Here is a 23,477-nt window from a genome sequence, read left to right as displayed (position 1 = left end):
GGCTACATGCCGCGGAACAGGCTCATGAAGGGCTGGCTGACCACCAGCGTTTCCGGCCGCTGGCGCAGGCGCAGCACACCGCGCCCGGTATCGTCGCGGCTGACCGCAGCGACCGATTTCATGTTGACGATGGTCGAGCGGTGGATCTGGCGGAAGTGCTGCGGATCGAGCACTTCCAGCAGTTCGCGCAGCGGGGTGCGCAGCAGGCTCTCGCCGGCGGCGGTGATCACGGTGGTGTACTTGTTGTCCGCGCGGAAGTAGACCACGTCCTCCAGCATGATCAGCTGGGTCTCGCGGCCATTGCTGGCGGTGATCCACGCCAGCGGCGGGCGGTCACCGTTCTGTCCCGGTCCCAGACGCTGGAGCAGGCGTTCCAGCACCGCATCATCGTGGCGCGTGGAGGGCAACCGCGCGAGGATGCGCTCGCGCGTGGCCAGCAGGCGCTCATCGCTGACCGGCTTGAGCAGGTAGTCCATCGCACCCTGTTCGAAGGCATCGATGGCGTACTGGTCGTAGGCGGTGACGAACACCACCTGCGTGCGCGGGCTGAGCTCGGACAGTGCACGCGCGACCTCGATGCCGGTGATGCCCGGCATGCGGATGTCGAGGAACGCGATGTCCGGCTGCTTCTCGGCCAGCTGCTCCAGTGCACTGGCGCCGTCTTCGCACTCGGCCACCAGCTTCAGCTCCGGCCACAGCCGGCGCAGCTGGTCCACCAGCGACTGCCGCAGCAGTTCCTCGTCCTCGGCAATCAGGGCTTCAAGCGGCATGGCTGCGCTCCTTGCTGGATGGCGGCAATGTCATGGTCGCAGCAACGCCGCTGGGGAAATTGGCGACGATCGCTACGCCGGACTGCTCGCCGCAGGTCAGGCGCAGCCGCTCGCGCAGGTTCTTCAGGCCGATGCCGGTGCCACTGGTGGTGCCTTGGCTGAAGCCGAGCCCATCATCGGCCACGGTCACCGTCACGTGGTCGTCGAAGCCGCGCGCCAGGATCCAGATCGTTCCACCTCCGGGCTTGGGCTCCAGGCCGTGCTTGATCGCGTTCTCGACCAGCGTCTGCAGCGCCATCGCCGGCAGCTTCACCGCATGCAGTTCCGGCGGCACCTGCACCTCCACCGCGAGCCTTGCGCCCATGCGGATCCGCAGGATCTCCAGGTACGCGCGGGTACGCTCCAGCTCCACGCCGAGGGTCGACATCGATTCGTCCACCTGCGGCAACGAACTGCGCAGGTACTGGATCAGGTGTCCCAGCATCTGCTCGGCCCGCGCCGGATCGGTGCGGGTCAGCACCTGGGCATTGGCCAGCGTGTTGTACAGGAAGTGCGGCTCGACCTGCGCGTGCAGCAGGTTCAGGCGCGCCACCGACAGCTCCTTTTCCACCTGGGTCTGCTCCGCGGCGGCCTGCTCGGTGCGGCGCTGGTCGGCCACCCGACGGCTGATCGCACGGGTGACCGCTTCGGCATTCTCGTAGTTGCTGCCTTCGTCCAGCGCCAGCAGATCGGCCCACCAGCCCGCATCGGGCTCGAACAGCAGGGTGACAGTACTGGTGCCCTGCCCGGGCGTGACCGTGGCCAGCACGCCGTTGCGCTTGATCGCCAGCCGCGCGGGCAGGTTCCAGCGCGAGGGCTGGCGGCCGTTCCAGGGGTCGACGCGGCGCACGTAGGCGCGCACCTGCAGGCTGCCGGCCGCGCTTTCCACGTCCTCTACCCGGGGCAGCTCGGCCACGGCCGCCTCGACCACGGCAAAGGCCTGGCCGGCATCCATCGGCAGTTCCACCTGCCGACGCTGGCGCCCGGACAGCGTGCTCGCGTCCAGGCGCCCGGCCACCAGCCAGACCCGGCGCACATGGCTGATCGCACTGCCCAGCGCGGTAATCATCAGGAACATCGCCAGCAGGCCGAAGATCCAGCCCGGGCCATCGTTCATGCCGCTGAAGATGCCGCTCCAGACCATGCCGGCCACGACCAGCGCCGCGGCCCAGGCCAACAGATGACGGAAAATGAGAGTGAGGCTGGCGAACACGGCGGCGCCTTGGTGAAAGGGGTAAGCCGAGCATAGGGCGGCCTGCCGGGCAGACAAGCGGCCTGCGACGAAGTGCGGGAAAGCCGCGATGGAACCCCTCCCGGAAACGCCGGGCGTGGCCCGGCGCTACCGGGGGGGCGGGGCAGCGCCCCGCCTTCCCTTACTTCCGCTGCCCCGCGCTTTCGTCACGCACGGCGCGGAACGACTCGTCCTTGCTCCAGTTCGGCCAGCTGCGCGAGTTCGCCAGCTGGTTGCCCAGGGTGTACAGCACCTCCAGGTCGCGGGCGGCGCCGGCGAACACCCAGTCCGGCTGCCACTCGTCGCCCTGCTGGTGGTAGCGCTTGGCGGTGTAGTCCTCCGAGGCCTTCCGGCCAGCAGCCACGCCCCCGTCCACCCAGTCCTGTCCGGCCGACCAGGACAGCGCCGGCACGCCGCGCTTGGCGAACGGGAAATGGTCAGAGCGGAAGAACAGGCCCGCTTCCGGCTTCGGATCGGGCGTATAGCGGATGTCCCAGCCCTTGGCCACCTCTTTCAGCTGGTCCAGCAGCTCGAAGCGCGCGGCACCGTAGATGCCGAAGTCGCGCGAGGGGCCGAACGGCGCCATGCCATCCATGTTGATCACCGCCACGGTCTTCTCCAGCGGATACAACGGGTGGGTCGCGTAGTACTCCGAACCCAGCAGGCCCTTTTCTTCGGCGGTGACCGCCAGGAACAGCAGCGAGCGCTGCGGCTGCTTGCCCTTGGCGAAGCCACGGGCCAGTTCGATCAGCGAAGCGGTGCCACTGGCATTGTCCAGCGCACCGTTGAAGATGCGGTCGCCGCGGGCATCGGGCTCGCCCACGCCGATGTGGTCCCAGTGGGCGCTGTAGATCACGGTCTCGTCCGGGTGGCTGCTGCCTTCCAGCCGCGCCGCCACGTTGTGCGAGGTGATCACCTCGGTCTTCACCGCATACTTCGCGTCCAGGCTGGCGCCGGTCAGCGTGACCGGCGTGAAGTCGCGCTGCTGCGCCTTTTTCTTCAGTGCCTCGAAATCCTGGCCGGCCGCGCGGAACAGGTCCACGGCCAGGTCGCGCTGGATCCAGCCTTCCAGCAGAGGGTGACTGTCGGCCGGGTTGTCGCGCACCACATCGAACATGGTGTTGGTGTTGGAGCCGGCCACCGTTGCCCAGCCGTACGAGGCCGGTGCGGTCTCATGCACGATCAGCACGCCCAGCGCGCCCTGGCGTGCGCCTTCCTCGTACTTGTAGGGCCAGCGGCCGTACCAGGTCATGCCCTTGCCGTCGAAGTCGCCCTTGCCGGTCTCGAAGTCCGGGTCGTTGATCAGCACGACCGCGATCTTGCCCTTCAGGTCCACGCCCTTGAAGTCGTCCCAGTTGCGCTCCGGTGCCTTCACGCCGTAACCGAGGAAGACCAGCGGCGCCTTGCTGATGTCCACCGTGCTGGCGCCGTTCATCGCCGCGCGCACGGCGATCTGCTTGCCCTGCTCCAGCGCGATGGTCCTGTCGCCCTGATGCAGGGCCAGCTGCGGCGTACCCACGATGTCGCCCTTGCGCAGCGGCACGGCCTGGGTCCACAGGCGCTTGCCATCCTTCAGGTCGCCGCCCGGCTGCAGCCCGGCGTCGGCAAACTGCTTGCTCAGGTAGGCGATCGTCTTCGCTTCGCCTGCCGTGGCCGGCGAACGGCCCTCATAGGCGTCCGAGGCCAGCTCCTTCACGTCGGCGGAAATCCGCGCGCCATCGAATTTCGGCGTGGCCGCCATCAGTGCGCCCGACACCGACAGGGCCAGCACGCCCAGTGCTACTCGCTTCATTGCTCTCTCCAGCAGGGAAATCCCAGCCGAGTGTACAAAAGGGGCCCGAGGGATTTAAGGCGCTTTTGGCACTGTCGGATGGGCCCGCGCCAGCAGGTGATCGCGTTCGCGCACGTTGTCGGTGAGCGCGGCAGCGGCCTGGAACGCCTGCCGGGCGTCTTCGACCCGACCCAGGTGCTGCAGCACTTCACCACGGACGACCTGCAACGGTGCGTAGTCACGCAGACGCTCATCGGAGAGCAGCGGCTGCAGATGCGCCCAGGCAGCGAACGCGCCCTCACTGCGCAGGATGGCTACCACCCGGTTCAGCGCCACCACAGGCGAAGGCTGGATCTGCAGCAGCCGCGAATACAGCCCGGCGATGCGTGCCCAATCGGTCTGGTCGGCCTGGCGCGCCGTTGCATGGCACTCGGCAATGCAGGCCTGCAGCACGTAGGGATCGTCGCTACCGCCGGCCGACAGCGCGCGGGCCAGCGCCTGCCGCCCGCGTTCGATCTGCAGCCAGTCCCAGCGTGCGCGGTTCTGCTGGTCCAGCAGCACCGGCCGGCCCTGCGCATCCACCCGCGCCGCGGCGCGCGACGCCTGCAGTTCCATCAGTGCCAGCAGTCCCAGCACGGCGGCGGCCGGCATGCGGTGGGCGAGAATGCGCGCCAGGCGAAGCGCCTCCTCGCACAGCGCTGGTCGCATCCAGTCATCGCCGGCACTGGCGGCGTAGCCTTCGTTGAACACCAGGTAGATCGCTTCCAGCACGGAGGCCAGGCGCGCGGGCAACGCCTCGGCACGCGGCACTTCATAGGGCACCTGCTTCTGCGCGAGCGTGCGCTTGGCGCGCACCACGCGCTGGGCGATGGTCGGTTCCGGCTGCAGGAACGCGCGCGCGATCTCGCTCGTGGTCAGCCCGCCGAGCAGGCGCAGGGTCAGCGCCACGCGCGCGTCCGCGGGCAGTACCGGATGGCACGCCACGAACATCAGGCGCAGCAGATCGTCGCCAAGATCGTCTTCCAGCGCGGTGCTGTCGTCCGGTGCCGGCAGCGCGGCCGGATGCAGTGCCTCGCCCCACTGCGCATGCTGCTGCGCCACCCGCTGGTGCTGGCGCAGTACATCGATGGCCCGGTTGCGCGCAGTGGTCATCAGCCAGGCTCCAGGATTGTCCGGGATGCCCTGCTCCGGCCAACGCTCCAGCGCAGCCAGCCAGGTGTCCTGGGCCAGTTCCTCGGCACGGCCAACATCACCGCCGAGCAGCCGCGCCAGGCGCGCGATCAACACTGGCGATTCCATCCGCCAGAGAGTCTCCAGGCGCTGGGTCAGGGCGGGCTCGTGCATGCGCCGATCACAGCATGCACGTTCCCGCCGCACAAGCACCGGCAGTCACGCTTCGACGATGGGCCTGAAACCGCCCCAGAACATCCGCCGGGTATCGAACGGCATGTCCTTCGGGCCGATATCGGCCAGGCGCGGATCGGCCATCACCTTCGCGTTGATGCGGTCACGTGCAGCACGCGACCGGAACACCACGAAGGCCACGATCACGGTCTCGCCCGGCTTGGCCTTCACCGCACGCGGGAACGAGGTCGACGTGCCGGGTTCCACGTCGTCGGCCACGCATTCCATGTACTGAAGCGCACCGTGATCCTTCCACACCGCACCGGCCTTGCGGGCAAGGCGGCGGTAGGCCGCGACCTTGTCCTCGGGGCACGGCAGCACATAGGCATCGACGTAAGCCATGAGCGTTCTCCTGTCGTCGGGCGTGGCCGCTCAGCCCGGCTCGCCGTCCATGTGGGCGATTTCCCAGAGATGTCCGTCCAGGTCCTGGAAGCCACGCTGGTACATGAAACCATAGTCGCGCGCCGGCTGCGGTTCAGTGGCACCGGCGGCAAGTGCCTTGTCCACCATCACGTCCACTGCGTTGCGGCTGTCGGCGGACAGGCAGGTGATCACCTCGGTCTGCGCCTGCGCGTCGGCGATCGCCTTGGTGGTGAACTGCTGGAAGAACGGCTTGACCAGCAGCATCACGAAGATGCTGTCGCTGACCACCATGCAGGCCGCGTTCTCATCGGTGAACGCCGGGTTGAAGTGGTAGCCCAGTGCGGCGAAAAAGGCCTTGGACTTGTCCAGATCCTGCACGGGCAGGTTGACGAAGATCATCTGCGGTTGCGGTGTGCTCATTGCTCAGGTTCCCTGGGAAATGGAAAGAAGGCGGGCGATCAGGGCTGCTTCATGCAGTTGACCATCCACGGCTTGCCGTAGCGATCGGTCAACATGCCCCAGCGGTGCGCCCAGAACGTCTCGGCGATCGGCATCTGCACCTGGCCCCCATCGGCCAGCGCGGCGAACACGCGCTCGGCCTCCTCGATGCTGTCGACATCGACATTGATGGTGGTCGAGCCGCCGTCGCCGGCACCGGGGCCGTCGGCGGCCATCAGGATGGCACTGCCGATTTCCAGCTGGCTGTGGGCCACGTGGTCAAGGGTGTCGGCCGGCATCTCGTTGCACCCCGGCGAGCCGTCGGAGGGGGGCATGTCGCGGTACTTCATTTCCGAGGTGACCTGGCCACCCAGGGCCTTGGCGTAGAAGGCCATCGCCTCGTGGGCCTGGCCGCTGAAGCCAAGGAAGGGAATCAGTTTCATCGGGGTGCTCCGTTCGGTTGAAGATGTCGAGTGTTCGCGGCGTGGCGGGGCTCAGCCTTCGAGCTGCTCGCGCAGACGCTGTTCCTGCTGCTGTAATTCGGGGGTGAAGGCTTCGCCGAAGTCTTCGGCGGAGATGAGCGGGCGCACCTCGAGCGTGCCACCACTGCCGAAGGGCGCGCGGCTGGCCCATTCCACGGCCTCGTCCAGCGAGCGGACATTCCACAGCCAGAAGCCTGCGATCTGGTCGGCGACGGGCGCGAACGGGCCGCTCTCGACCTGCGGTCCAGCGCCGCCGAAGTGAATGCGGCGGCCACGCGCGGTGGCATGCAGGCCTTCACCGGCCAGCATGATGCCGGCGGCAACCAGCTGTTCGTTGTAGGCGCCCATGGCCGTCAGCTCCTGCTCGCTGGGCAGGCGTCCGGCTTCGGAATCGGCGTTGGCTTTGACGATCACCATGACTTTCATGTGGGTCTCCCGTGGGGCGCAGGTGCGCGCCCTTCACTGTTACAACGAACGAGGGGACGGGGAATCGACAAATTCTGAAAGTTTTTTTTGGGGGGGCATCGGGCACCGGTCTCCCGCGCTGCAACATGCCCCGGCGCAAACCTGCGCGATCATGCAGGTCCGCCCCGCCCCGCCAGGATCGCGCCATGCAGCAGTACCTGCTTCTGATCTACATCGAACCTGCCTTGCTGCAGGCCCTGCCGACCGAGGCGTTCAACAGCCTGATGCGCGACTGCCTGGCCCACGCCGACAGGCTGCAGGCCGAAGGCACGCTGCTGCTGGCCCAGAAACTTCAGCCGGTGGATACCGCGCAGACCCTGCGCGTCCGCGACGGCCAGAGCCGGGTGCTGGATGGCCCGTTCGCCGAAACCCGCGAACTGCTGGCCGGCTTCAATCTCATTGTCGCGCGCGACGGTGACGAGGCGATGCGCATCGCGCGCGAGTTCCCGTGGGCACGCTTCGGCAGCATCGAAGTGCGCCCGCTGGAGGACATGGACGCCGAGCGCGAGCGCTGCGGCGCCCCGCCCGCTATGGCAGCAGCCGTACTCTGACCTCGCGCTTGCCGATACCCTCGTTGCCGCTGTAGTCGCGCACGCTGGCACGCACGATGTAGTCCCCCGGCGGCAGGGCTGCCGGCTGCCAGCGGCCGGTCTCCATCAGGCCATCGCGCACGGTGTTGGTGACCAGGTAGCGGAAACGGGTGACGGCGCTGCCGTGCACCGTGATGCCGCTGTCCGGTGCGTAGGCAACCTTTACGGCGGCATTCTGCGGCGGCATGCGGTTGAACACGATGTTCCAGCGCGGCTGCTCGTAGCCCTGCAGCGGCCGACCGGCCGCATCCAGGATCTGGTAGCCCACCTGGTACGCGCCCAGCCTGCGCCGGGCCAGGTTGTTGTCGACCTGGTCCCAGGCCTCGACCACGATCTGCACGCCCCGTCCCTGCCGCGCGACCATCACGCTGCCGTCGCTCCCCGCCGTCATCGGTTGGTCGTTGGCGTCCAGCAGCGCCACCTCGGTGATGCGCGGCGCGAAGTGATCGGCGAAGTTGCGGAACCCCAGCGCGACCGCGTTGGTTTCAAAGCCGCTGGTGCCCACCGCCAGATGCACGTGCGCCTGGCTGTTGATGCTGCCCAGGCGATCGCCCACGTGGATGCGCGTGCCCCGGCGCACGCGGATGCGTTCCAGCGCGCCCTGGTCGTCATACAGCGCCTGCCAGCGCGCGTCGAACGGTTCCCCGCGCGGCGTGCGGCCCACCCGCATGTGGATGTACTTCAGCCGGTCCACCGCCAGCCCTTCGCCCTGCCCGCCCAGGCTCCAGCTGGCCACCGGGCTGCTGATCTTGCCCTCGGCAATGGCCAGCACGGTCTGGCCGACATCGCCGCGCACATCGAAGCCGCCGTGCAGATGGTGCCGGCTCTCCCCCCTGAAATTGCCCCGCACCTCGCCCAGCGTGCCGACCACCTCGTGCCAGCCCTCCTGCGGTGCCAGCGGCCAGCGCCCGGCCGTGTCCGGCAGTGCTGCATCAGCGGCAGGTCCAACCAGCGCAGGGGCCGGAAGCTCGCCCACCGGCAGCGGCCGCAGCCGATGCAGCCGGTATCCGGCCGCGTCGGCCACCAGCAGGCTGCCGTCCGCATCCAGCGCCAGGCCGCTGGGGCGCGCCAGCCGCGGCAGCCGGTCATTGCCCACCAGTGCGATCTGGTGGCCCTGTGCGGTGACCTGCACCACGCGTCCCTCAAGGTCGCCCACGTACAGCACGCCATCATGGGTCGCGGCCAGCGACAGCGGCCCGTTGATGACCCCGCCACTGCCGACCCACGTGCTGACCGTGCCATCGGCACCGACACGACGCACCGCGTTGTTGAACAGATCCGCCACCAGCAGGGCCCCGTGCGCGTCGAAGGCCAGCGCCACCGGTGTATCGAACCGCGCCTCGCCTCCTGCCGCGTCGATGAAACCGGGCCGATCGCCCCCGGCGAGGGTGCGCACACTGCCGTCGGTGCCGATCACCCGGATCCGGTCGTTCCAGGTATCGGCCACGTAGATCTGCCCCTGCGCATCCAAGGCGATACCCATCGGCGCATCGAAACGTGCCTGCGCGCCGGGACCGTCGGCGTATCCCTGCTCGCCGCCGGCCACCGTGGTCACCTGGCCATCGACGCCAATGCGGCGGATCGCATGGTTGCCGGTGTCGGCCACGTACAGATTGCCCTGTGCATCGGCGGCGATGCCGGACGGCGTGTGGAAGCGTGCCTGCAGTGCCGGGCCATCGACGCGACCTTCGCCCTGCCCGGCCACGGTCTCGACGCGGCCATCGGGCAGGCGGCGGCGGATACGGTTGTTGTCGCCGCCATCGGTGAAGTAGACGCTGCCATCGTCCAACCGCAGCAGCGCGTAGGGATCGGCGAAGCGCGCCTGCGCGGAGGCCCCATCCCGATCACCCGGATGGCCATCACCGGCCAGCAGTTCGATCTGCGCGGTCCATGCCAGCGGCGTCGGCGCCGGTCCCGCAGGTGTCTCGGGGTGGGGTTCGTCCGGCAGCCAGAAGGTCGCCGCCAATGCACCGGCGGTTGCCACCGCAACCGCCGCGATCCAGTATCGCCGCGCCATCGTGTTCCATCATTCAACGGGGAGCGACGAACTTAGCCAGTAGTTCCACCAATGCCAACCCGCATCGGCCTCAGCCGCACGCTCGGGTGCTGTTGCAGCGCGCACTTTTATTTCGTCAGGCCAGGCATCGCTGTGCTTCAGCGGCCCTACCCTGCGCTCGCACAGCGCAGCCTGGTTGGCCGGCTCCAGCGCGGTGTCGAGCAGCAGCGCGTCGGCGAACAGCTTCCAGTCGCCATCCTGCATGTAGGACGCTACCGCATGGGGATGCGATCTCAGCGCGGGCTGCGGAAACGCGACGGCCCACACCTGCTTTCGCCCGTGCGATTCGCTGCTGCGCAGGTCGCGCCGTACCGCTGCGCAGGAATAGCGGATGTGGGTGGCCATGCAGGTGTTGCCCGCCATCCTGCACGACCCCAGCCGGCGGCCCTTGCCGGTGGCGAAATCGTGCCGGCTCAGGCCCAGGATCAACCGGTCGGGGATCGTGCCGAAGGTCTGCTCCAGGCGCGGATGATGGTAGTTGGCCATCGCCGTCGGCGGCTGCGCCGGCACCAGCATGGCCATGCGCAGGTTGCGCAGCGGCGGGAATCCATAGCCATCCAGACCGGCAGCGCGACGGTAGTAGGCGTCCTGCATGCCGCGCAGCGGCGAAGAGCCGTTGCCCAGTGCGTTGTTCATCACGTACGCACCCGAGCTGTGAGTGAACACCCGCAACGGCATGTCCCTGTTGTCCACACCCGCCAGCACCCTGCGCAGCTCCAGCCCCACGTAGGGCCCGTTGAGCTGGGCGGCGCCCCAGATCCGGAACGCATTGCCATGCAGGCCATCCCAGTACACACGCACGAATGACAACGTCTGCCCGCTGGCCGCCCCGCGCTCGCGGAAATCACGCTCCACCCGTTCGTACCAGGCGGCCGCCTCGCGGTAGTCGTTGTTGTAGCCGTGCACCAGCAGCACCACCACACGGCCGTCCTCCGCCGCACGATCCAGCTGCTGCGAGGCGCGCGCACGCAGCACCTGCTGGATCTGCTGCCAGGTGTCAGTGAAGGCGGCGTCGGGCGTCACCCCGGTATCGGCAAGCAGGCTGCGCCACGCCTCTGCCGAGGCAGCACCTGGCACCGCCGACTGCTGGTAGAGATGCCGGAGCGTCGCGAACTCCGCCGACGACGGGCGTGCCCCTTCCAGCATCTGCTGCACCGGCACCGCCACGCTGGCTGCGGGGTAGAGACTGCCCTCACGGTCCAGGAACAGCGCGGTTGCGTCCTGTCGTCGTTCGGCATCGCGATACAACACGTTCTTGCTGGCACAGCCATTGCATGCGATCGCGAACAGCAATGCCGCGACCACGCTCCTGATAGGCTTCATGCACATCCCCCTGTGGATTCGATGCTGCAGGCCGGATTGTCCCTCGACGCCCGGGCCGGCGCTCCCCCGCCCACCCGTGCAGCGCCATCCTGCCGCGGCCGAGGGGCGCCCACAATCACCGTCCGACGAGTGGCTACTTTGCCGGCACCTCGATGCGGATGCCCATCGCCTCGCGATAGCGCGTGTACAACGCCATCACCTTGTCCACGTAGGCCAGCGTTTCCGCGTAGGGCGGTACGCCCTTGTAGCGGGTCACCGCGCCGATGCCGGCGTTGTACGCGGCCGCCGCAAGCGTGCGGTCGCCGTTGTAGCGGCGCAGCAGCGCGCGCATGTAGCGCGCGCCACCGTCGATCGACTGCTGTGGCGAGAACGGGTCGCTCACCCCGTACTCCAGTGCAGTCTCGGGCATGAGCTGCATCACGCCCTGGGCGCCCTTGCTGGACACCGCCAGCGCGTCGAAGTTGCTTTCGGCGTGGGCGATGGCACGCAGCCAGGCATCATCAACACCGGTCGCCTTCGCTGCCGCCCTGAACTGCCGCGCGTGCGGCGCCAGCTGCGGCTTGCCGACCCGGCCCAGGCCCTCATGCGCAGGCTCGCCCGGCGGCGTGGCCACGGTGAATTTCAGGAACACCCGCGAGCCCGGCAGATTGCGGGTGGAATAGACCAGCCGGCCGTCCTGCTCGCGTTCGTACAGCACGCCGCTGAACACCCCCATGTTGCCCCACAGGTTCGGGGTCTGGATGGCGTTGTCGTCGATATCTCGCGCGGTGCAGCGCGAACCGGGTTCCGGCGCGGTGGCCAGGCTGACGGTGTTGCCCTGCACGCAGCGGTACACCGTGCGCGCAGCCGCCGTCCCGGCCCACAGGAGGGACAGCAGCATCAGCGCAGCGAGGACGGGGCGGCGGGTCATGGCGGCCGGATCATCCGGCCGCCCCCGCTAACGATGGGTGAATGCGGTGGCGGCCGCGCCCCTAGCGGGCCATCCGGCCGCGCAGCGCGTAGCCCACGCCCAGCAGCACGAACCACGCCGGGCTGGCGATCAGGGCCTGGCGGGTATCGGCCTGCAGGCTCAACAGGACCAGCACGCCCGCGAAGAACACCAGGCACGCCCAGCACATCGCCACGCCACCGGGCATCTTGAAGATCGAGGCCGCGTGGCGCTGCGGGTAACGGCGGCGGTAGACCATGTAAGCCACCAGGATCAGCGACCAGACGAAGATGAAGAGCACCGTCGCCAGCGTCGTCACCAGGGTGAAGGCGGTCACCAGATTCGGGATCAGGTAGATCAGCAGCGTGCCGCCCAGCAGGCACAGGCAGGAGAACAGCAGCCCGCGGGCCGGCACCGCCGCGCGCGACAGTTTCGACAGGCCGCGCGGCGCGTGGCCTTCTTCCGCCAGGCCATACAGCATGCGGCTGGTGGAGAAGATGCCGCTGTTGGCCGAGGACGTTGCCGAGGTCAGCACCACGAAATTGATCAGGCTGGCGGCGGCAGGGATCCCGGCCAATACGAACAGCTGCACGAACGGGCTCTTGTCCGGCACCACCTGCCGCCACGGCGTCACTGCCATGATCGCCACCAGCGCAAGCACGTAGAAGATGATGATGCGCACCGGGATCGAGTTGATCGCCTTGGGCAGGTTGCGCTCCGGGTCGGCGGTTTCAGCGGCGGTGGTTCCCACCAGCTCGATGCCGACGAAGGCGAACACCGCGATCTGGAAACCGGCAAAGAAGCCGACCAGTCCCATCGGGAACATGCCACCGTCGTTCCACAGGTTGGCCAGCGAGGCGGTGTGCCCGCTGGGCGAGGTGAAGCCCCACGCCACCAGGCCGGCGCCGGTGATGATCAGCGCGCAGATCGCCACGATCTTGATCAGCGCGAACCAGAACTCCATCTCACCGAACAGCTTCACTGTCACCAGATTCAGCCCCAGCAGCAACAGCACGCACATCAGTGCCGGAATCCACGCATCCAGGCCGGGGAACCAGAACTGTGCGTACGCAGCGATGGCGATGACATCGGCGATGGCGGTGACGATCCAGCAGAACCAGTAGGTCCATCCACAGAAGAAGCCGGCCCAGGGCCCGAGCAGATCGGTGGAAAAATCGATGAAGGATTTGTACTGCAGGTTGGACAGCAGCAGTTCGCCCATCGCGCGCATGACGAAGAACAGCATCGCGCCGATGATCAGGTAGACGAACACGATGGACGGGCCGGCCAGGCTGATGGTCTTGCCCGATCCCATGAACAGACCGGTGCCGATGGCACCGCCGATGGCAATCAGCTGAAGGTGGCGGTTGGACAGGCTGCGGCGCAGATGCTCGGGGGGCTGGGCAGGGTCGGTCATGGCGCGGAATCGGCGGGCGAAGCGTCCGACGGTAGTCCTCCCGGGCCGGTTGCGCCAGCTTGGGACGGGCTGAATCCGGCAAAGTTGGCCGCTTTCACCACAATGTGACCGAATACCTGATTCGTCCCATTCCGCCCGGCGCGGCGGCATGCTCAGATAGCCGCATCTGCCCAAGGATCGGCCCGACCATGCGCCCTGCCCTGCCTGCCTTGCTGGAGCCCCGGACGTGAGCCGACTGCGGATCATCATCGGGGGAACCGCGCTGGCGCTGCTGGCGGCGGCCATTCCCATCGCCGTCATGGCCTACGCCACGTGGGACCGCGCCGTGAGCGTGGAGCAGCAGCGCCTGCATGACATCGCCGAACGCACCCTGCGGCGTGCGGACCTGTCCTACCAGGAAGCGCTGGCCGCACTGAAATCAGCCGAGGCCACCGCACTCCCCGCCTGCAGCCCGGAGCACATCCGGCGCATGCAGACGCTGGTGATGACCACCCCTTCGGCCGATCAGCTGGGCTATTTCGAAGGCGGCAAACTGCGGTGCACCTCATGGGGGCCGTTCCTGTCCGACGTGAACCAGCCCAGGCCGGACCACGTCACCAGCGACGGCGCCGGAATCGCGGTCGATGTGCGTCCCGAGACCAGCGGCCGCCGCAAGGTGCTGTCGATCCTGTATGGCTCCTACGACGTACTGGTCGATCCCCGCCGCTTCGTCGATGTCATCGTTGATCCGAACGTGCGGCTGGCCCTGGCCAGCCCCGACGGCCGCCTGCTGGCCCGGCAGAACGACATGGATCCGGCGCTGCTGCAGAGCCTGCTGCGCGATCCCGGCATTGGTCTGGACCAGAACACGCTGTACGCCACCGCTCGCAATGAAGAATGGCTGGCCATCGCCACCACCCCGCGGACCGCGCTCACCGCCAGCTTCCGCCAGCAGGCGTGGCTGTTCGTGCCGCTGGGCGTGCTGCTGGCCGCCGCCGGTGCCGGCCTGGTGATCTGGTTGTCGCGCCGCCGGCTGTCGCTGCGGGGTGAACTGGCCACCGCCATCCGCCGTCGCGAGCTGTACCTGCATTACCAGCCGATCATCGAACTGGACACCGGCATCTGCGTGGGCGCCGAAGCGCTGGTGCGCTGGCAGCGTCCGGACGGCACCCAGGTGCGTCCGGACCTGTTCATTCCGCTGGCCGAAGAGGCCGGCATGATCGGCGATGTCACCGATCTGGTGATCGAGAACGTGGTGCGCGACCTGCGCGAACTGCTGGTCGGCGATCGCAGCGCGCACGTGGCGATCAACCTGGCGGCCGAAGACATCAGCAGCGGCCGCGCGTTGAAGATGATCGCCAAGCACATGACCGGCAGCGGCATCCTGCCGCAGCAGATCTGGATGGAGGCCACCGAGCGCGGCTTCCTCGATCTGGACCGCGCCCGCACGATGCTGGCCGCGGCACGCCGCGCCGGGCACAGCGTCGCCATCGACGATTTCGGCGTGGGCTATTCCAGCCTGCAGTACCTGGCACAGCTGCCACTGGATGCGCTGAAGATCGACAAGTCCTTCGTCGATGCGATCGGCACCGACAGTGCCACCAGCCCGGTCACCCCGCACATCATCGGCATGGCGCGCGAGCTGGGCCTGTGGGTCGTGGCCGAAGGCGTGGAGACAGAAGCGCAGCTGGCCTATCTGCACGGTCAGAAGGTGCAGTTCGGGCAGGGCTGGCTGTTCTCCCGGCCGCTGCCACGTGACGAATTCGTGGCGTTCCACCACAAGCGGCAGCAGCGCTACGGCGCAGCGCGCGAACAGATGCAGAACCCGCGCAGCGTACCGATCGAACAGGAGCCACTGCCGTAAGCGTTACGCCCAGGCCTTCGGGCGTGCGATCAGCCACACCGCACTTGCCGCCAGCAACAGCAGCGGCAGCCAGCCCAGATGGCGCGCGTCGCCGGACTGCAGCACCAGGCCACCGGCCACGCCGCCGGCCGCAATGGCCAGGTTCCAGCCGGTCACCAGCATCGACTGCGCAAGGTCGGCCGCCGCGCCGGCGCGCCGCGCCAGTGCCGTCTGGAACAGGGTCGGCACCGCACCGAACGCCATGCCCCACACGATCGTCGCCAGCAGCAGTGCGGTCGCGCTCACCGGCCACAACAGCAGCGCCATGACGGCGGCGATGAAGCCCAGCACCGTGCTCCAGACCAGCGCATGCAGGTGGCGGTCCACACCCCAGCCAGCGATCGCGATACCGACAAGGGCCGCCATGCCGAACGCCAGCAGCAGGCGGTCCAGCCAGGCCCCCGCGCCGGCCTGCAAGGCCAGAGGCTCGATGTAGGTGTACAGCACGTTGTGCGCGAGTACGTACAGCGCCATCACCAGCAAGGTGCTGCGCACGCCCGGCATGCGCCATACCGCAGCCAGCGACACACGCCGTCCGGAGCCGGCTGCGGGCAGGGCCGGCAGGGCCCAGCGCGCATAGACCAGCAGCAGCACCGCCAGCACGCTCATCAGGGCGAACGCCCAGCGCCAACCGATCTGCTGGCCCAGCAGGGTACCGGCTGGCACGCCCAGTGACAGGGCCAACGGCGATCCGATCATCGCCACCGCGATGGCGCGTCCCTGCAGCTCAGGCACCACCATGCGCGCGGCGTAACCTGCCACCAGCGACCACAGCAGGCCGCCACTGACGCCGGCCAGGAAGCGCGCCGCCAGAATCAGCGCGTAGCTGCTGCTCAACGCGGTCAGCGTATTGACCAGCACGAAGCCGGCGATCGCGGCCAGCAACAGGGGACGACGCGGCAAACGCTGGGTCAGCGCGGTCATCGGCAGTGCCGCCAGTACCGAACCCAGCGCGTACACGCTGACCAGCTGACCCACCGCCGCATCGCTCACACCCAGGCTGGCGCCCATCGGCCGCAGCACCCCGGCCGGCAGTGTTTCCGTCAGCAGGGTGATGAAGGCACCGCCGGCCAGCGCCAGCAGGCCGGCCCAGGGCAGGCGCGAGGCCGCACCCGCGGGGGCTGCCGCATCGATCGCGTGGCCACTCATCGTGCAGCCTCCAGATCGGCGTAGATCGCATCGCGCAGTTCATCCACGAATGCACCGTCCATGCCCTCGTACAGCGTATTGGTCAGCGCCACCACGCTCAGGCCCCGTGCCGGGTCGACGAACCAGCTGTGGCCGTAGGCACCGCCCCAGCGCCAGCTGCCTGGCGCCTGCGGCGTTGCGCCGGCAACCGCATCGCGCAGCACGGCAAATCCCAGGCCGAAGCCCCAGCCTGCCGGCTCCGGCGGCCCCGCCTCACCCACCTGCGGCGTGCCCATCTGCGCCAGCAGCGGGGCCGGCAGCAGCGCAGGCGCCTGCCCGTCGCGCAGCGCCTCGAGCACGGTCATCAGGTCGTCGGCCGTGCCGACCAGGCCCGCGCCGGCCGACGGGTAGCGGCTGGCATCGGTGGCCCGGGCCAGGCTGTACTCGATACCGACCGTTTCCGGGAACACCGGCACGACCTCGCCCTCGCGCAGGCGGTGCGGCAGCGGGTCGTCGCTGACATAGGGCGTGGCCAGGCGGCTCGCGTCGCCAGTTGCGAAGGCGGTGTCGCGCAGGCCGAGCGGCGTCGCCAGCAGGCGCTCGAACAACGCCTGCAGGGTCTCGCCCGTTGCGGCTTCGGCCACCGCCCCGGCCACGTCCACGCCCAGCGAGTACATCCACTGGCTGCCCGGCGGGAACAGCAGGGGCACCTGTGCGATACGCCGCACGTTGTCGGCCAGCGACAGCGGATTGGCATCCATGCCATCACTGACGCCGGCGCGCGCGTAGGGGCCGTGCGCATCGGCTTCCAGGAAGCGGTAGCCCAGGCCGCTGCTGTGACTGAGCAGCTGGCGCAGGCTGATGGCCGGGGTGCTGCCGTCGGCGAGCGCCGGCCGGAAATCGGGCAGCCAGCGCTGCACGGGCGCATCCAGATCAAGCACACCCTCGGCGACCAGGCGCAGGATCACCACCGTCAGCAGAGGCTTGCTCACCGATGCCAGGCGGAACAGATGGTCACGGCGCATCGGTTCCCCGCGTTCACGGTCGGCCAGGCCGGTGGCGCTGGCGTGGCGCAGCACCCCGTGCACACGCACCTGCACGACCGCACCGACCAGCCGATGAGGGTGCACCTGCTGCAGCAGGCGCTGCACCGACGGCAGGGCGGGTTCAGTCACTGGGGAAAGAGCGGCATTCATGGCGGCAGTCCGTGGGAGGAGAGGCCGCCACCTTAGGCAGCCTGGACGCCGGCAAAAAGCCGGTTGCCGCTCCGCGCATCATGGACCAGGGAGTCCGCAATGGGCATGATGCCCGGAACCGGAAGGCCATCATCGCGCGTCAACGCGCTGCATCACGGTGTTGCATTCCCCCCGCCGCTGCCCTGCCTGCCACGCCCATGTCCGTTCTCGACAATCTCGCCAACCTGCAGACCTTCGTGCATGCCGCCGACACCCGCAGCTTCGTCGAAACCGGGCGCCTGCAGGGCATTTCCGCCTCCGCGGCGGGCAAGTGCGTGGCCCGGCTGGAACAGGCCCTGGGCGTACGCCTGTTTCACCGCAGTACGCGCAGCATCACCCTCACCGCGGAGGGCCAACTGTTCCTGGCCCGTTGCCGGCGCATCCTCGACGAGCGCGATGCCGCGCGTACCGAACTGGCGCAACCGCATGCCACGCCCAGTGGCACCCTGCGCATCAGCCTGCCGCTGGTCGGCGACCTCACCCTGCCGCTGATGGCCGAATTCATGGCGGCGTATCCGGACATCCGCCTCGACCTGGACTTCAGTGACCGCCTGGTGGACGTGATCGAAGAAGGCTTCGACGCAGTGCTGCGCGTGGGTGAGCCCAGCGATTCGCGCATGAACGCGCGTCGGATGGGGGTGTTTCCCCGGCGTGTCGTTGCCTCGCCTGCCTATCTGCAGCGGCGTGGCACGCCCCGCACCCCGGCCGACCTGCTGCAGCACACGCTGCTGCACTACCGCTTCCCCAGCAGCGGCAAGCTGGAGCCATGGCCGATCCACTGGCCCGAAGGCGAACCCGTGCAGGAACTGCCCGTGCACATGGTCGCCAACACCATCGAAGCCCGCGTGGCCCTGGCCCTGCGCGATGTCGGCCTGGCCTTCGTACCCGTGCATTCAGTGCGCGATACGCTGGCCGACGGGCGCCTGGTGACGGTACTGGACGAGTACGTGCACTCCTGCGGCACCTTCCACCTGTTGTGGCCCTCGGGGCGCCACGTACTGCCGAAGCTGCGCGTGTTCATCGACTTCGTCGGCGCGCGCCTGGACACCGTGCCGTAGCCACGCCGCGGCGCGACCGTTCAGCCGCCGGCGCTATACTGGCCGCTCATTCCTCCTTGAGGCTCGCGACCGATGCGCCATTGATGCCGCCGTCTTCGAACTAGACGGCCCGACGCTTCCCGCCCCTGTGCGCAGGGGAGAACACGGCATCCATGGAGGTCGCATGACCGCACATTTCCTCACGCTCGATCGCGTGTCGTATCGACTGGCCGATGGCCGGTCGCTGTTTTCAGACCTGTCGTTTTCCTTTGAACCGGTCGCCACCGGCCTGGTCGGCGCCAACGGTGCCGGCAAGAGCGTGCTGGCGCGCCTGCTGGCGGGGCAGATCACGCCGGAAAGCGGCGACGTGCACCGCAGCGGCAACGTGTTCCTGCTGCCCACGCCCGGCCACCCACCCCGTGGCAGCGTCGGCGAACTGGCCGGCGTCGGCCCGCAGCTGGCCGCACTGGCGCGGATCGAGGCTGGCAGCATCGACGAGGCCGACTTCGCCTGCATTGGCGAGCATTGGGATCTGCGCGAGCGGCTGGCACAGCACTGGCAGGCGCAACAGCTACCGGACGATCTCGATCCTGCGCAGCCGGCGGCCCGCCTCAGCGGTGGCCAGGCGATGCAGGTGGCGCTGTCCGGCGCCTGGGCCAGTGGCGCCGACTGGCTGATTCTGGACGAGCCCAGCAATCACCTCGACGCCCGCCATCGGCAGCAGCTCTACGCGCAGCTGCAGCAGTGGACCGGCGGTCTGCTGGTGATCAGCCACGACCGCGAACTGCTGTCGCACATGCAGCAGATCGTCGAGCTGGACGCGCACGGCCTGCGTCGCTACGGCGGACCCTGGCAGCACTATGCCGAGGCACGCGCCGCCGAGCGGGACGCAGCGGACGCACAGCTTGACCACGCACGTGCGCAGCACCGGCGGCAGCAGCGCAGCGCGCGCGAGCAGCACGAACGCCAACAGCAGCGGCAGGCACGCGGCACGCGCGAGGCGAAGCAGGCCAACCAGGCACCGATCCTGCTCGGCCGGCAGAAGCAGCGCGCAGAAGCCAGCCACGGGCGTGCGCAGCAGATCCAGAACGAGCGCCTGCAGGCCAGTGCCGCGCAGTTGCGCGCCGCTTCATCGGCCGTGCAGGCCACACCCGAGCTGGCCCTGTTTGCAGGCGAGGGCGAACGTGGCAGTACGCGCCTGCTGCAGGCGACTGATCTCGTACTGCCGTACGGTTGCAGCCTGCCGTTGCAGCTGGAGATCCGTCGCCGGCAACGCATCGCCGTGATCGGCGATAACGGCAGTGGCAAATCGACCCTGCTGCGTGTGCTGGCCGATCACCTGCCCGCGCGCAGTGGCGCCGTGCAGCGCCTCGCGCCGCTGGCCCTGCTGGACCAGCAGCTGCTGGGGTTGTGCGGTACGCGCAGCCTTCTGGACAGCGTGCAGGCCGCCAACCCCGCCGCCGATCCTGGCGAGCTGCGCACGCGCCTGGCGTTGCTGGGGCTGGATGCGCAGCGCATCCAGCGTCCCGCCAGCAGCCTCAGCGACGGCGAACGGGTGAAGGGCGCACTGGCCAGCGTGCTGTATGCCGACCCGGCACCCCAGCTGCTGCTGCTCGACGAGCCCGGCAATGCCCTGGACTTGGGGGCACTGCAGGCGCTGGAACAGCTGCTGGATGCATGGCCGGGCGGGTTGATGATGGTCAGCCACGACTGTCACCTGCTGCAGGCCTTGCGGCCCACGCAGGTACTGCAGGTAACAGCAGACGGTTGGCAATGGCACGACCCACGCCCTTGAACCCCTCCCGTCAGCGCTTCCACACCGGGAACGACTGAGGCAACTGCTGCCACAGCAGCGGGCCGGCGCGGAGCTCCTGGTCATCCAGCAGGCACGCATCCAGTTCCGCGCGCACCGCGCGTTCGTCCATGTGCACGCCGATCACCACCAGTTCCTGCCGACGGTCCCCCCATAGCGGATGCCACAGCCGCGCCATCGCGGCATGCGCGGCGCGATCCGGGAAGTCCTCCACGCCCGGCAGCGGAGCGCTCCAGCAGTTGGCCTGCTGGCGCGCCCAGCCCACATCGCTGTACGGCAGGGGCGTCGGCGGCAGCAGCGGCGTGGTGTCTTCCAGGCCTGCACGTACGCGATCACGCGCGGCGTACCAGAACCCTGCGGCCTGCGTGCGCGTTGCCGCGCCAACCGCGTTCAACTCGCCCACCCAGTCCATGCGGTTGGCCAGCCAGAACCAGCCCTTGCTGCGGATCACGCCGGGCATGCCACTGCGCAACGCGCGCGCGAAACGGGCCGGATGGAACGGCCGCCGTGAACGGTAGACGAAACTGGCAATGCCGTACTCTTCGCTTTCAGGCGTGTGCTCGCCACGCAGCTCCTTCACCCAGCCCGGTGCGCGCTGCGCCCGCTCGAAGTCGAAGCGGCCGGTATCGAGCAGTTCCGTCAGCGGTACATCACCGAAGCTGGACAGCAGCAGCTTCGCATCGCGGTTGAGGCCGCGCAGCACGGCCAGCGTGTCCTGCAGCGTTTCCTCATCCACCTGGTCGATCTTGCTGACCACGATCACGTCAGCGAACTCGACCTGCTCGCAGAGCAGGTCGACCACCCCGCGGTCGTCGTCCGGTCCCGCCTGCTGGCCACGCTCGGCCAGGCGCAGGGTCGATCCGAAGTCGGCCAGGAAGGCACTGCCGTCGACCACGGTGACCATCGTGTCCAGCCGGGCGATGTCGCTCAGGCTGAAGCCCTGCTCATCGCGCACCGCGAAGGTCGCGGCCACCGGCATCGGTTCGCCGATACCGGTGGATTCGATCAGCAGGTAGTCGTAGCGGCCGCTGTCAGCCAGCCGCCGCACTTCCTGCAGCAGGTCCTCGCGCAGCGTGCAGCAGATGCAGCCGTTGCTGAATTCCACCAGCGTCTCTTCGGTGCGGCGCAGTTCGGCGTCACCGTCGCGCACCAGCTGCGCATCGATGTTGACCTCGCTCATGTCGTTGACGATGACCGCCACGCGCAGGCCCTCGCGGTTGCGCAGGATGTGGTTGAGCAGGGTGGTCTTGCCGGCCCCCAGAAAGCCGGACAGCACGGTGACGGGCAAGCGGCGGTCGGCGCGGGAAACAGTGTTCATGTCGGAGCGGTCTGGCTGCGGGAAAGAAATGTTACTGTATAACAATTGCTACGCAAGGAACCTCCCCCATGAAGTCCCCTTCCCCCGCACTGCTCGATGCCGGAGCCCTCGCCCTGTCGAGCCTGTGCCTGCTGCACTGCCTGGCGCTGCCCCTGCTTGCCGCCGCGTTGCCACTGTTCGGCGCCTGGGCCCAGGCCGAATGGGTGCATCTGCTGTTCGTGGCGATCGCCCTGCCGCTGACCGGCTACGCCCTGTGGCGGGCCGACCGCCGCCATCGCCTGCCCGTCATGGCCTGGACTGCGGCCGGTCTCGGCCTGGGCCTGCTGCTGGCCGGCGCGCTCGAGCTGCCTTCGCATGCCTGGGAAACGCCGCTGACCGTCACCGGCAGCCTGCTGCTGGCCGCCACCCACATCTGGAACGCGCGGCGCCGGCACCGCCACTGCTGAGCATCGCCGACGGCCCGCCCGGCGTTACTTCCCGTAACGCCGCAACAGTTCGACCAGCACCTCGGCCTCCGCCGCCCGCTGCTGCGGGTCTTCAGCCCCGACCACATGCTCCTGCAGGTGCTCGTGCAGCAACTCCATCAACAGGCTGTGGGCTGCACCACGCACCGCCGCGACCTGCACCAGCACGTCCGCACAGTCGCCCGCTTCACCCTCGGGCCTGTCCAGCGCCTGCTCCAATGCCGCCACCTGGCCGCCAATGCGGCGCACCCGGGTCAGCAGCTGTTTTCGATTTCTGTGTACATGTGCCATGGGTGGATCGTATACCCTATGGGGGTATCAACTCCACCCGCCGGTCACTCCATGCATCTGGACACGCTCGCCGCTGCCCGTCGCCACGACCATCGCTTCGACGATGGCAATCCCCTTGCCGAACGCAATACCCGCCGCGCCCTGTGGCTGACCGTCGGCATGATGCTGGTGGAGATCGTCGGCGGCTGGTGGTTCAACTCCATGGCCGTGCTGGCCGACGGCTGGCACATGAGCTCGCACGCACTGGCGCTGGGCCTTTCGGTGTTCGCCTACCGCTGTGCACGGCGCTACGCGCACGACCCGCGGTTCGCCTTCGGCACCTGGAAGATCGAGATCCTGGCGGGCTATACCAGCGCCATTGCCCTGCTGGGTGTCGCCGCGCTGATGGCCGCGCAGTCCGTGCAGCGGCTGTGGGTTCCCGCGCCGATCCATTACGACGAAGCCATCGCCATCGCCGTGGTCGGCCTGGGCGTGAATCTGCTCTGTGCGTGGTGGCTGCACGACAGCCCCGGCCACGCGCATCACGCGCATGGGCACGACCACGCGCATCATCACGGGCATCACCACGATCACGTTCATGCCCCTTCGCATGGCCACGACCTCAATCTGCGCTCGGCCTACCTGCACGTGCTGGCCGACGCGGCCACCTCGGTGCTGGCCATCGTCGCACTGCTCGGCGGCAAACTGCTGGGCCTCACCTGGCTGGACCCCGTGATGGGTCTGGTCGGCGCCGTGCTGGTCACGGTGTGGGCGGTCGGCCTGCTGCGCGACAGTGGCCGCATCCTGCTCGACGCGCAGATGGACGCGCCGGTGGTGGCCGAGGTCCGCGAGGTGATCGAGCAGGGCCCATGGCCGGCACGCCTGGCCGACCTGCACGTCTGGCAGGTGGGCCGCGGCAAGTACGCGGTCAGCGCCAGCGTGGTCACCAGCGACGCCCGCCTTGATGCCGATACCGTGCGCCAGGCGCTGGCGATCCACGAGGAGCTGGTGCACGTGACGGTCGAGATCCATCACAGCCCGTCCTGACAGCGC

At 68.6% G+C, this 23,477-nt stretch carries 22 protein-coding genes; 6 read left to right on the top strand and 16 right to left on the bottom strand.

Features of this window, described 5'->3' with window-relative positions; all coding sequences use genetic code 11:
- Positions 1-2: 2 nt before the first annotated feature.
- The 8 genes from AC5P76_RS16085 to AC5P76_RS16050 all read right to left on the bottom strand — a co-directional run bounded on the left by AC5P76_RS16085 (position 3) and on the right by AC5P76_RS16050 (position 6,924).
- Positions 3-770, bottom strand: coding sequence for a LytR/AlgR family response regulator transcription factor (locus tag AC5P76_RS16085; RefSeq protein ID WP_053518856.1), 768 nt, complete (start codon positions 768-770; stop codon positions 3-5).
- The gene (locus AC5P76_RS16080; protein ID WP_053518853.1) at positions 760-2,022 is read right to left on the bottom strand and encodes a sensor histidine kinase; all 1,263 of its coding nucleotides are present in this window, start codon (positions 2,020-2,022) and stop codon (positions 760-762) included. Before AC5P76_RS16080 ends, AC5P76_RS16085 begins: the two co-directional genes overlap by 11 nt.
- A 160-nt stretch (positions 2,023-2,182) precedes the next feature.
- Complete coding sequence (locus AC5P76_RS16075) at positions 2,183-3,832, bottom strand: M28 family metallopeptidase (protein WP_053518851.1); 1,650 nt, start codon at positions 3,830-3,832, stop codon at positions 2,183-2,185.
- 54 nt (positions 3,833-3,886) lie between these two features.
- Entirely contained in the window at positions 3,887-5,155 is a 1,269-nt protein-coding gene (locus AC5P76_RS16070) for an RNA polymerase sigma factor (RefSeq protein ID WP_253119813.1), read from the bottom strand.
- A 45-nt stretch (positions 5,156-5,200) separates the two neighbouring features.
- Complete coding sequence (locus AC5P76_RS16065; protein ID WP_074901992.1) at positions 5,201-5,557, bottom strand: DUF1428 domain-containing protein; 357 nt, start codon at positions 5,555-5,557, stop codon at positions 5,201-5,203.
- Positions 5,558-5,587: 30 nt separating this feature from the next.
- Entirely contained in the window at positions 5,588-5,998 is a 411-nt protein-coding gene (locus AC5P76_RS16060; protein ID WP_065175394.1) for a VOC family protein, read from the bottom strand.
- A 38-nt stretch (positions 5,999-6,036) separates the two neighbouring features.
- A complete protein-coding gene (locus tag AC5P76_RS16055; protein ID WP_164151011.1) occupies positions 6,037-6,459 on the bottom strand; it encodes a VOC family protein in 423 nt (140 codons plus the stop codon).
- A 51-nt stretch (positions 6,460-6,510) separates the two neighbouring features.
- Positions 6,511-6,924 carry a YciI family protein gene (locus tag AC5P76_RS16050; protein ID WP_053518842.1) on the bottom strand — a complete coding sequence of 138 codons (414 nt, stop codon included), beginning with the start codon at positions 6,922-6,924 and terminating at the stop codon, positions 6,511-6,513.
- A 185-nt stretch (positions 6,925-7,109) separates the two neighbouring features.
- Between AC5P76_RS16050 and AC5P76_RS16045 the strand changes: the two genes are divergently transcribed.
- The gene (locus AC5P76_RS16045) at positions 7,110-7,514 is read left to right on the top strand and encodes a YciI family protein (RefSeq protein WP_253119811.1); all 405 of its coding nucleotides are present in this window, start codon (positions 7,110-7,112) and stop codon (positions 7,512-7,514) included.
- Here AC5P76_RS16045 and AC5P76_RS16040 read toward each other — a convergent pair.
- The 4 genes from AC5P76_RS16040 to cycA all read right to left on the bottom strand — a co-directional run bounded on the left by AC5P76_RS16040 (position 7,492) and on the right by cycA (position 13,277).
- A complete protein-coding gene (locus tag AC5P76_RS16040; protein WP_253119809.1) occupies positions 7,492-9,570 on the bottom strand; it encodes a gluconolaconase in 2,079 nt (692 codons plus the stop codon). The two genes, AC5P76_RS16045 and AC5P76_RS16040, sit on opposite strands and share 23 nt — an antisense overlap.
- Positions 9,571-9,579: 9 nt before the next feature.
- Positions 9,580-10,932 (bottom strand): hypothetical protein, encoded by a 1,353-nt coding sequence (locus AC5P76_RS16035; protein WP_164151017.1) that lies wholly within the window; start codon positions 10,930-10,932, stop codon positions 9,580-9,582.
- A 133-nt stretch (positions 10,933-11,065) separates the two neighbouring features.
- Complete coding sequence (locus AC5P76_RS16030) at positions 11,066-11,842, bottom strand: lytic transglycosylase domain-containing protein (protein WP_065182540.1); 777 nt, start codon at positions 11,840-11,842, stop codon at positions 11,066-11,068.
- 61 nt (positions 11,843-11,903) lie between these two features.
- A complete protein-coding gene (cycA, locus tag AC5P76_RS16025; protein WP_065175399.1) occupies positions 11,904-13,277 on the bottom strand; it encodes a D-serine/D-alanine/glycine transporter in 1,374 nt (457 codons plus the stop codon).
- A 226-nt stretch (positions 13,278-13,503) separates the two neighbouring features.
- On the opposite strand from cycA, the gene AC5P76_RS16020 reads away from it, so the two are divergent.
- Positions 13,504-15,120, top strand: a complete 1,617-nt coding sequence (locus tag AC5P76_RS16020; RefSeq protein WP_065182542.1) for an EAL domain-containing protein — start codon at positions 13,504-13,506, stop codon at positions 15,118-15,120.
- Positions 15,121-15,123: 3 nt separating this feature from the next.
- On the opposite strand, the gene AC5P76_RS16015 is transcribed toward AC5P76_RS16020, so the two are convergent.
- Both AC5P76_RS16015 and AC5P76_RS16010 read right to left on the bottom strand, forming a co-directional pair.
- Complete coding sequence (locus AC5P76_RS16015; RefSeq protein ID WP_128988049.1) at positions 15,124-16,308, bottom strand: MFS transporter; 1,185 nt, start codon at positions 16,306-16,308, stop codon at positions 15,124-15,126.
- A complete protein-coding gene (locus AC5P76_RS16010; RefSeq protein ID WP_180875805.1) occupies positions 16,305-17,483 on the bottom strand; it encodes a serine hydrolase domain-containing protein in 1,179 nt (392 codons plus the stop codon). Before AC5P76_RS16010 ends, AC5P76_RS16015 begins: the two co-directional genes overlap by 4 nt.
- A 197-nt stretch (positions 17,484-17,680) precedes the next feature.
- On the opposite strand from AC5P76_RS16010, the gene AC5P76_RS16005 reads away from it, so the two are divergent.
- Together AC5P76_RS16005 and AC5P76_RS16000 are read left to right on the top strand one after the other, a co-directional pair.
- Positions 17,681-18,580, top strand: coding sequence for a LysR family transcriptional regulator (locus AC5P76_RS16005; protein ID WP_053518823.1), 900 nt, complete (start codon positions 17,681-17,683; stop codon positions 18,578-18,580).
- A 163-nt stretch (positions 18,581-18,743) separates the two neighbouring features.
- Positions 18,744-20,354, top strand: a complete 1,611-nt coding sequence (locus AC5P76_RS16000; RefSeq protein WP_253119807.1) for an ATP-binding cassette domain-containing protein — start codon at positions 18,744-18,746, stop codon at positions 20,352-20,354.
- A gap of 10 nt (positions 20,355-20,364) precedes the next feature.
- Here the strand turns inward: AC5P76_RS16000 and AC5P76_RS15995 are convergent, their stop codons facing one another.
- Complete coding sequence (locus AC5P76_RS15995) at positions 20,365-21,690, bottom strand: GTP-binding protein (RefSeq protein ID WP_253119805.1); 1,326 nt, start codon at positions 21,688-21,690, stop codon at positions 20,365-20,367.
- A gap of 68 nt (positions 21,691-21,758) precedes the next feature.
- Here AC5P76_RS15995 and AC5P76_RS15990 point away from each other — a divergent pair, with 68 nt between their 5' ends.
- On the top strand, positions 21,759-22,136 hold the full coding sequence (locus tag AC5P76_RS15990) for a MerC domain-containing protein (protein ID WP_164151030.1): 378 nt from the start codon (positions 21,759-21,761) through the stop codon (positions 22,134-22,136).
- Between the two features lie 24 nt (positions 22,137-22,160).
- On the opposite strand, the gene AC5P76_RS15985 is transcribed toward AC5P76_RS15990, so the two are convergent.
- Positions 22,161-22,445, bottom strand: a complete 285-nt coding sequence (locus tag AC5P76_RS15985; protein ID WP_049417302.1) for a metal-sensing transcriptional repressor — start codon at positions 22,443-22,445, stop codon at positions 22,161-22,163.
- A gap of 51 nt (positions 22,446-22,496) precedes the next feature.
- On the opposite strand from AC5P76_RS15985, the gene dmeF reads away from it, so the two are divergent.
- Entirely contained in the window at positions 22,497-23,471 is a 975-nt protein-coding gene (dmeF, locus tag AC5P76_RS15980) for a CDF family Co(II)/Ni(II) efflux transporter DmeF (RefSeq protein ID WP_053518816.1), read from the top strand.
- The last annotated feature ends 6 nt before the right edge of the window (positions 23,472-23,477 follow it).

This window comes from Stenotrophomonas sp. YJH_SMC_36 (genome assembly GCF_059369935.1).
This window is presented reverse-complemented; position numbering and strand designations above follow the sequence as displayed.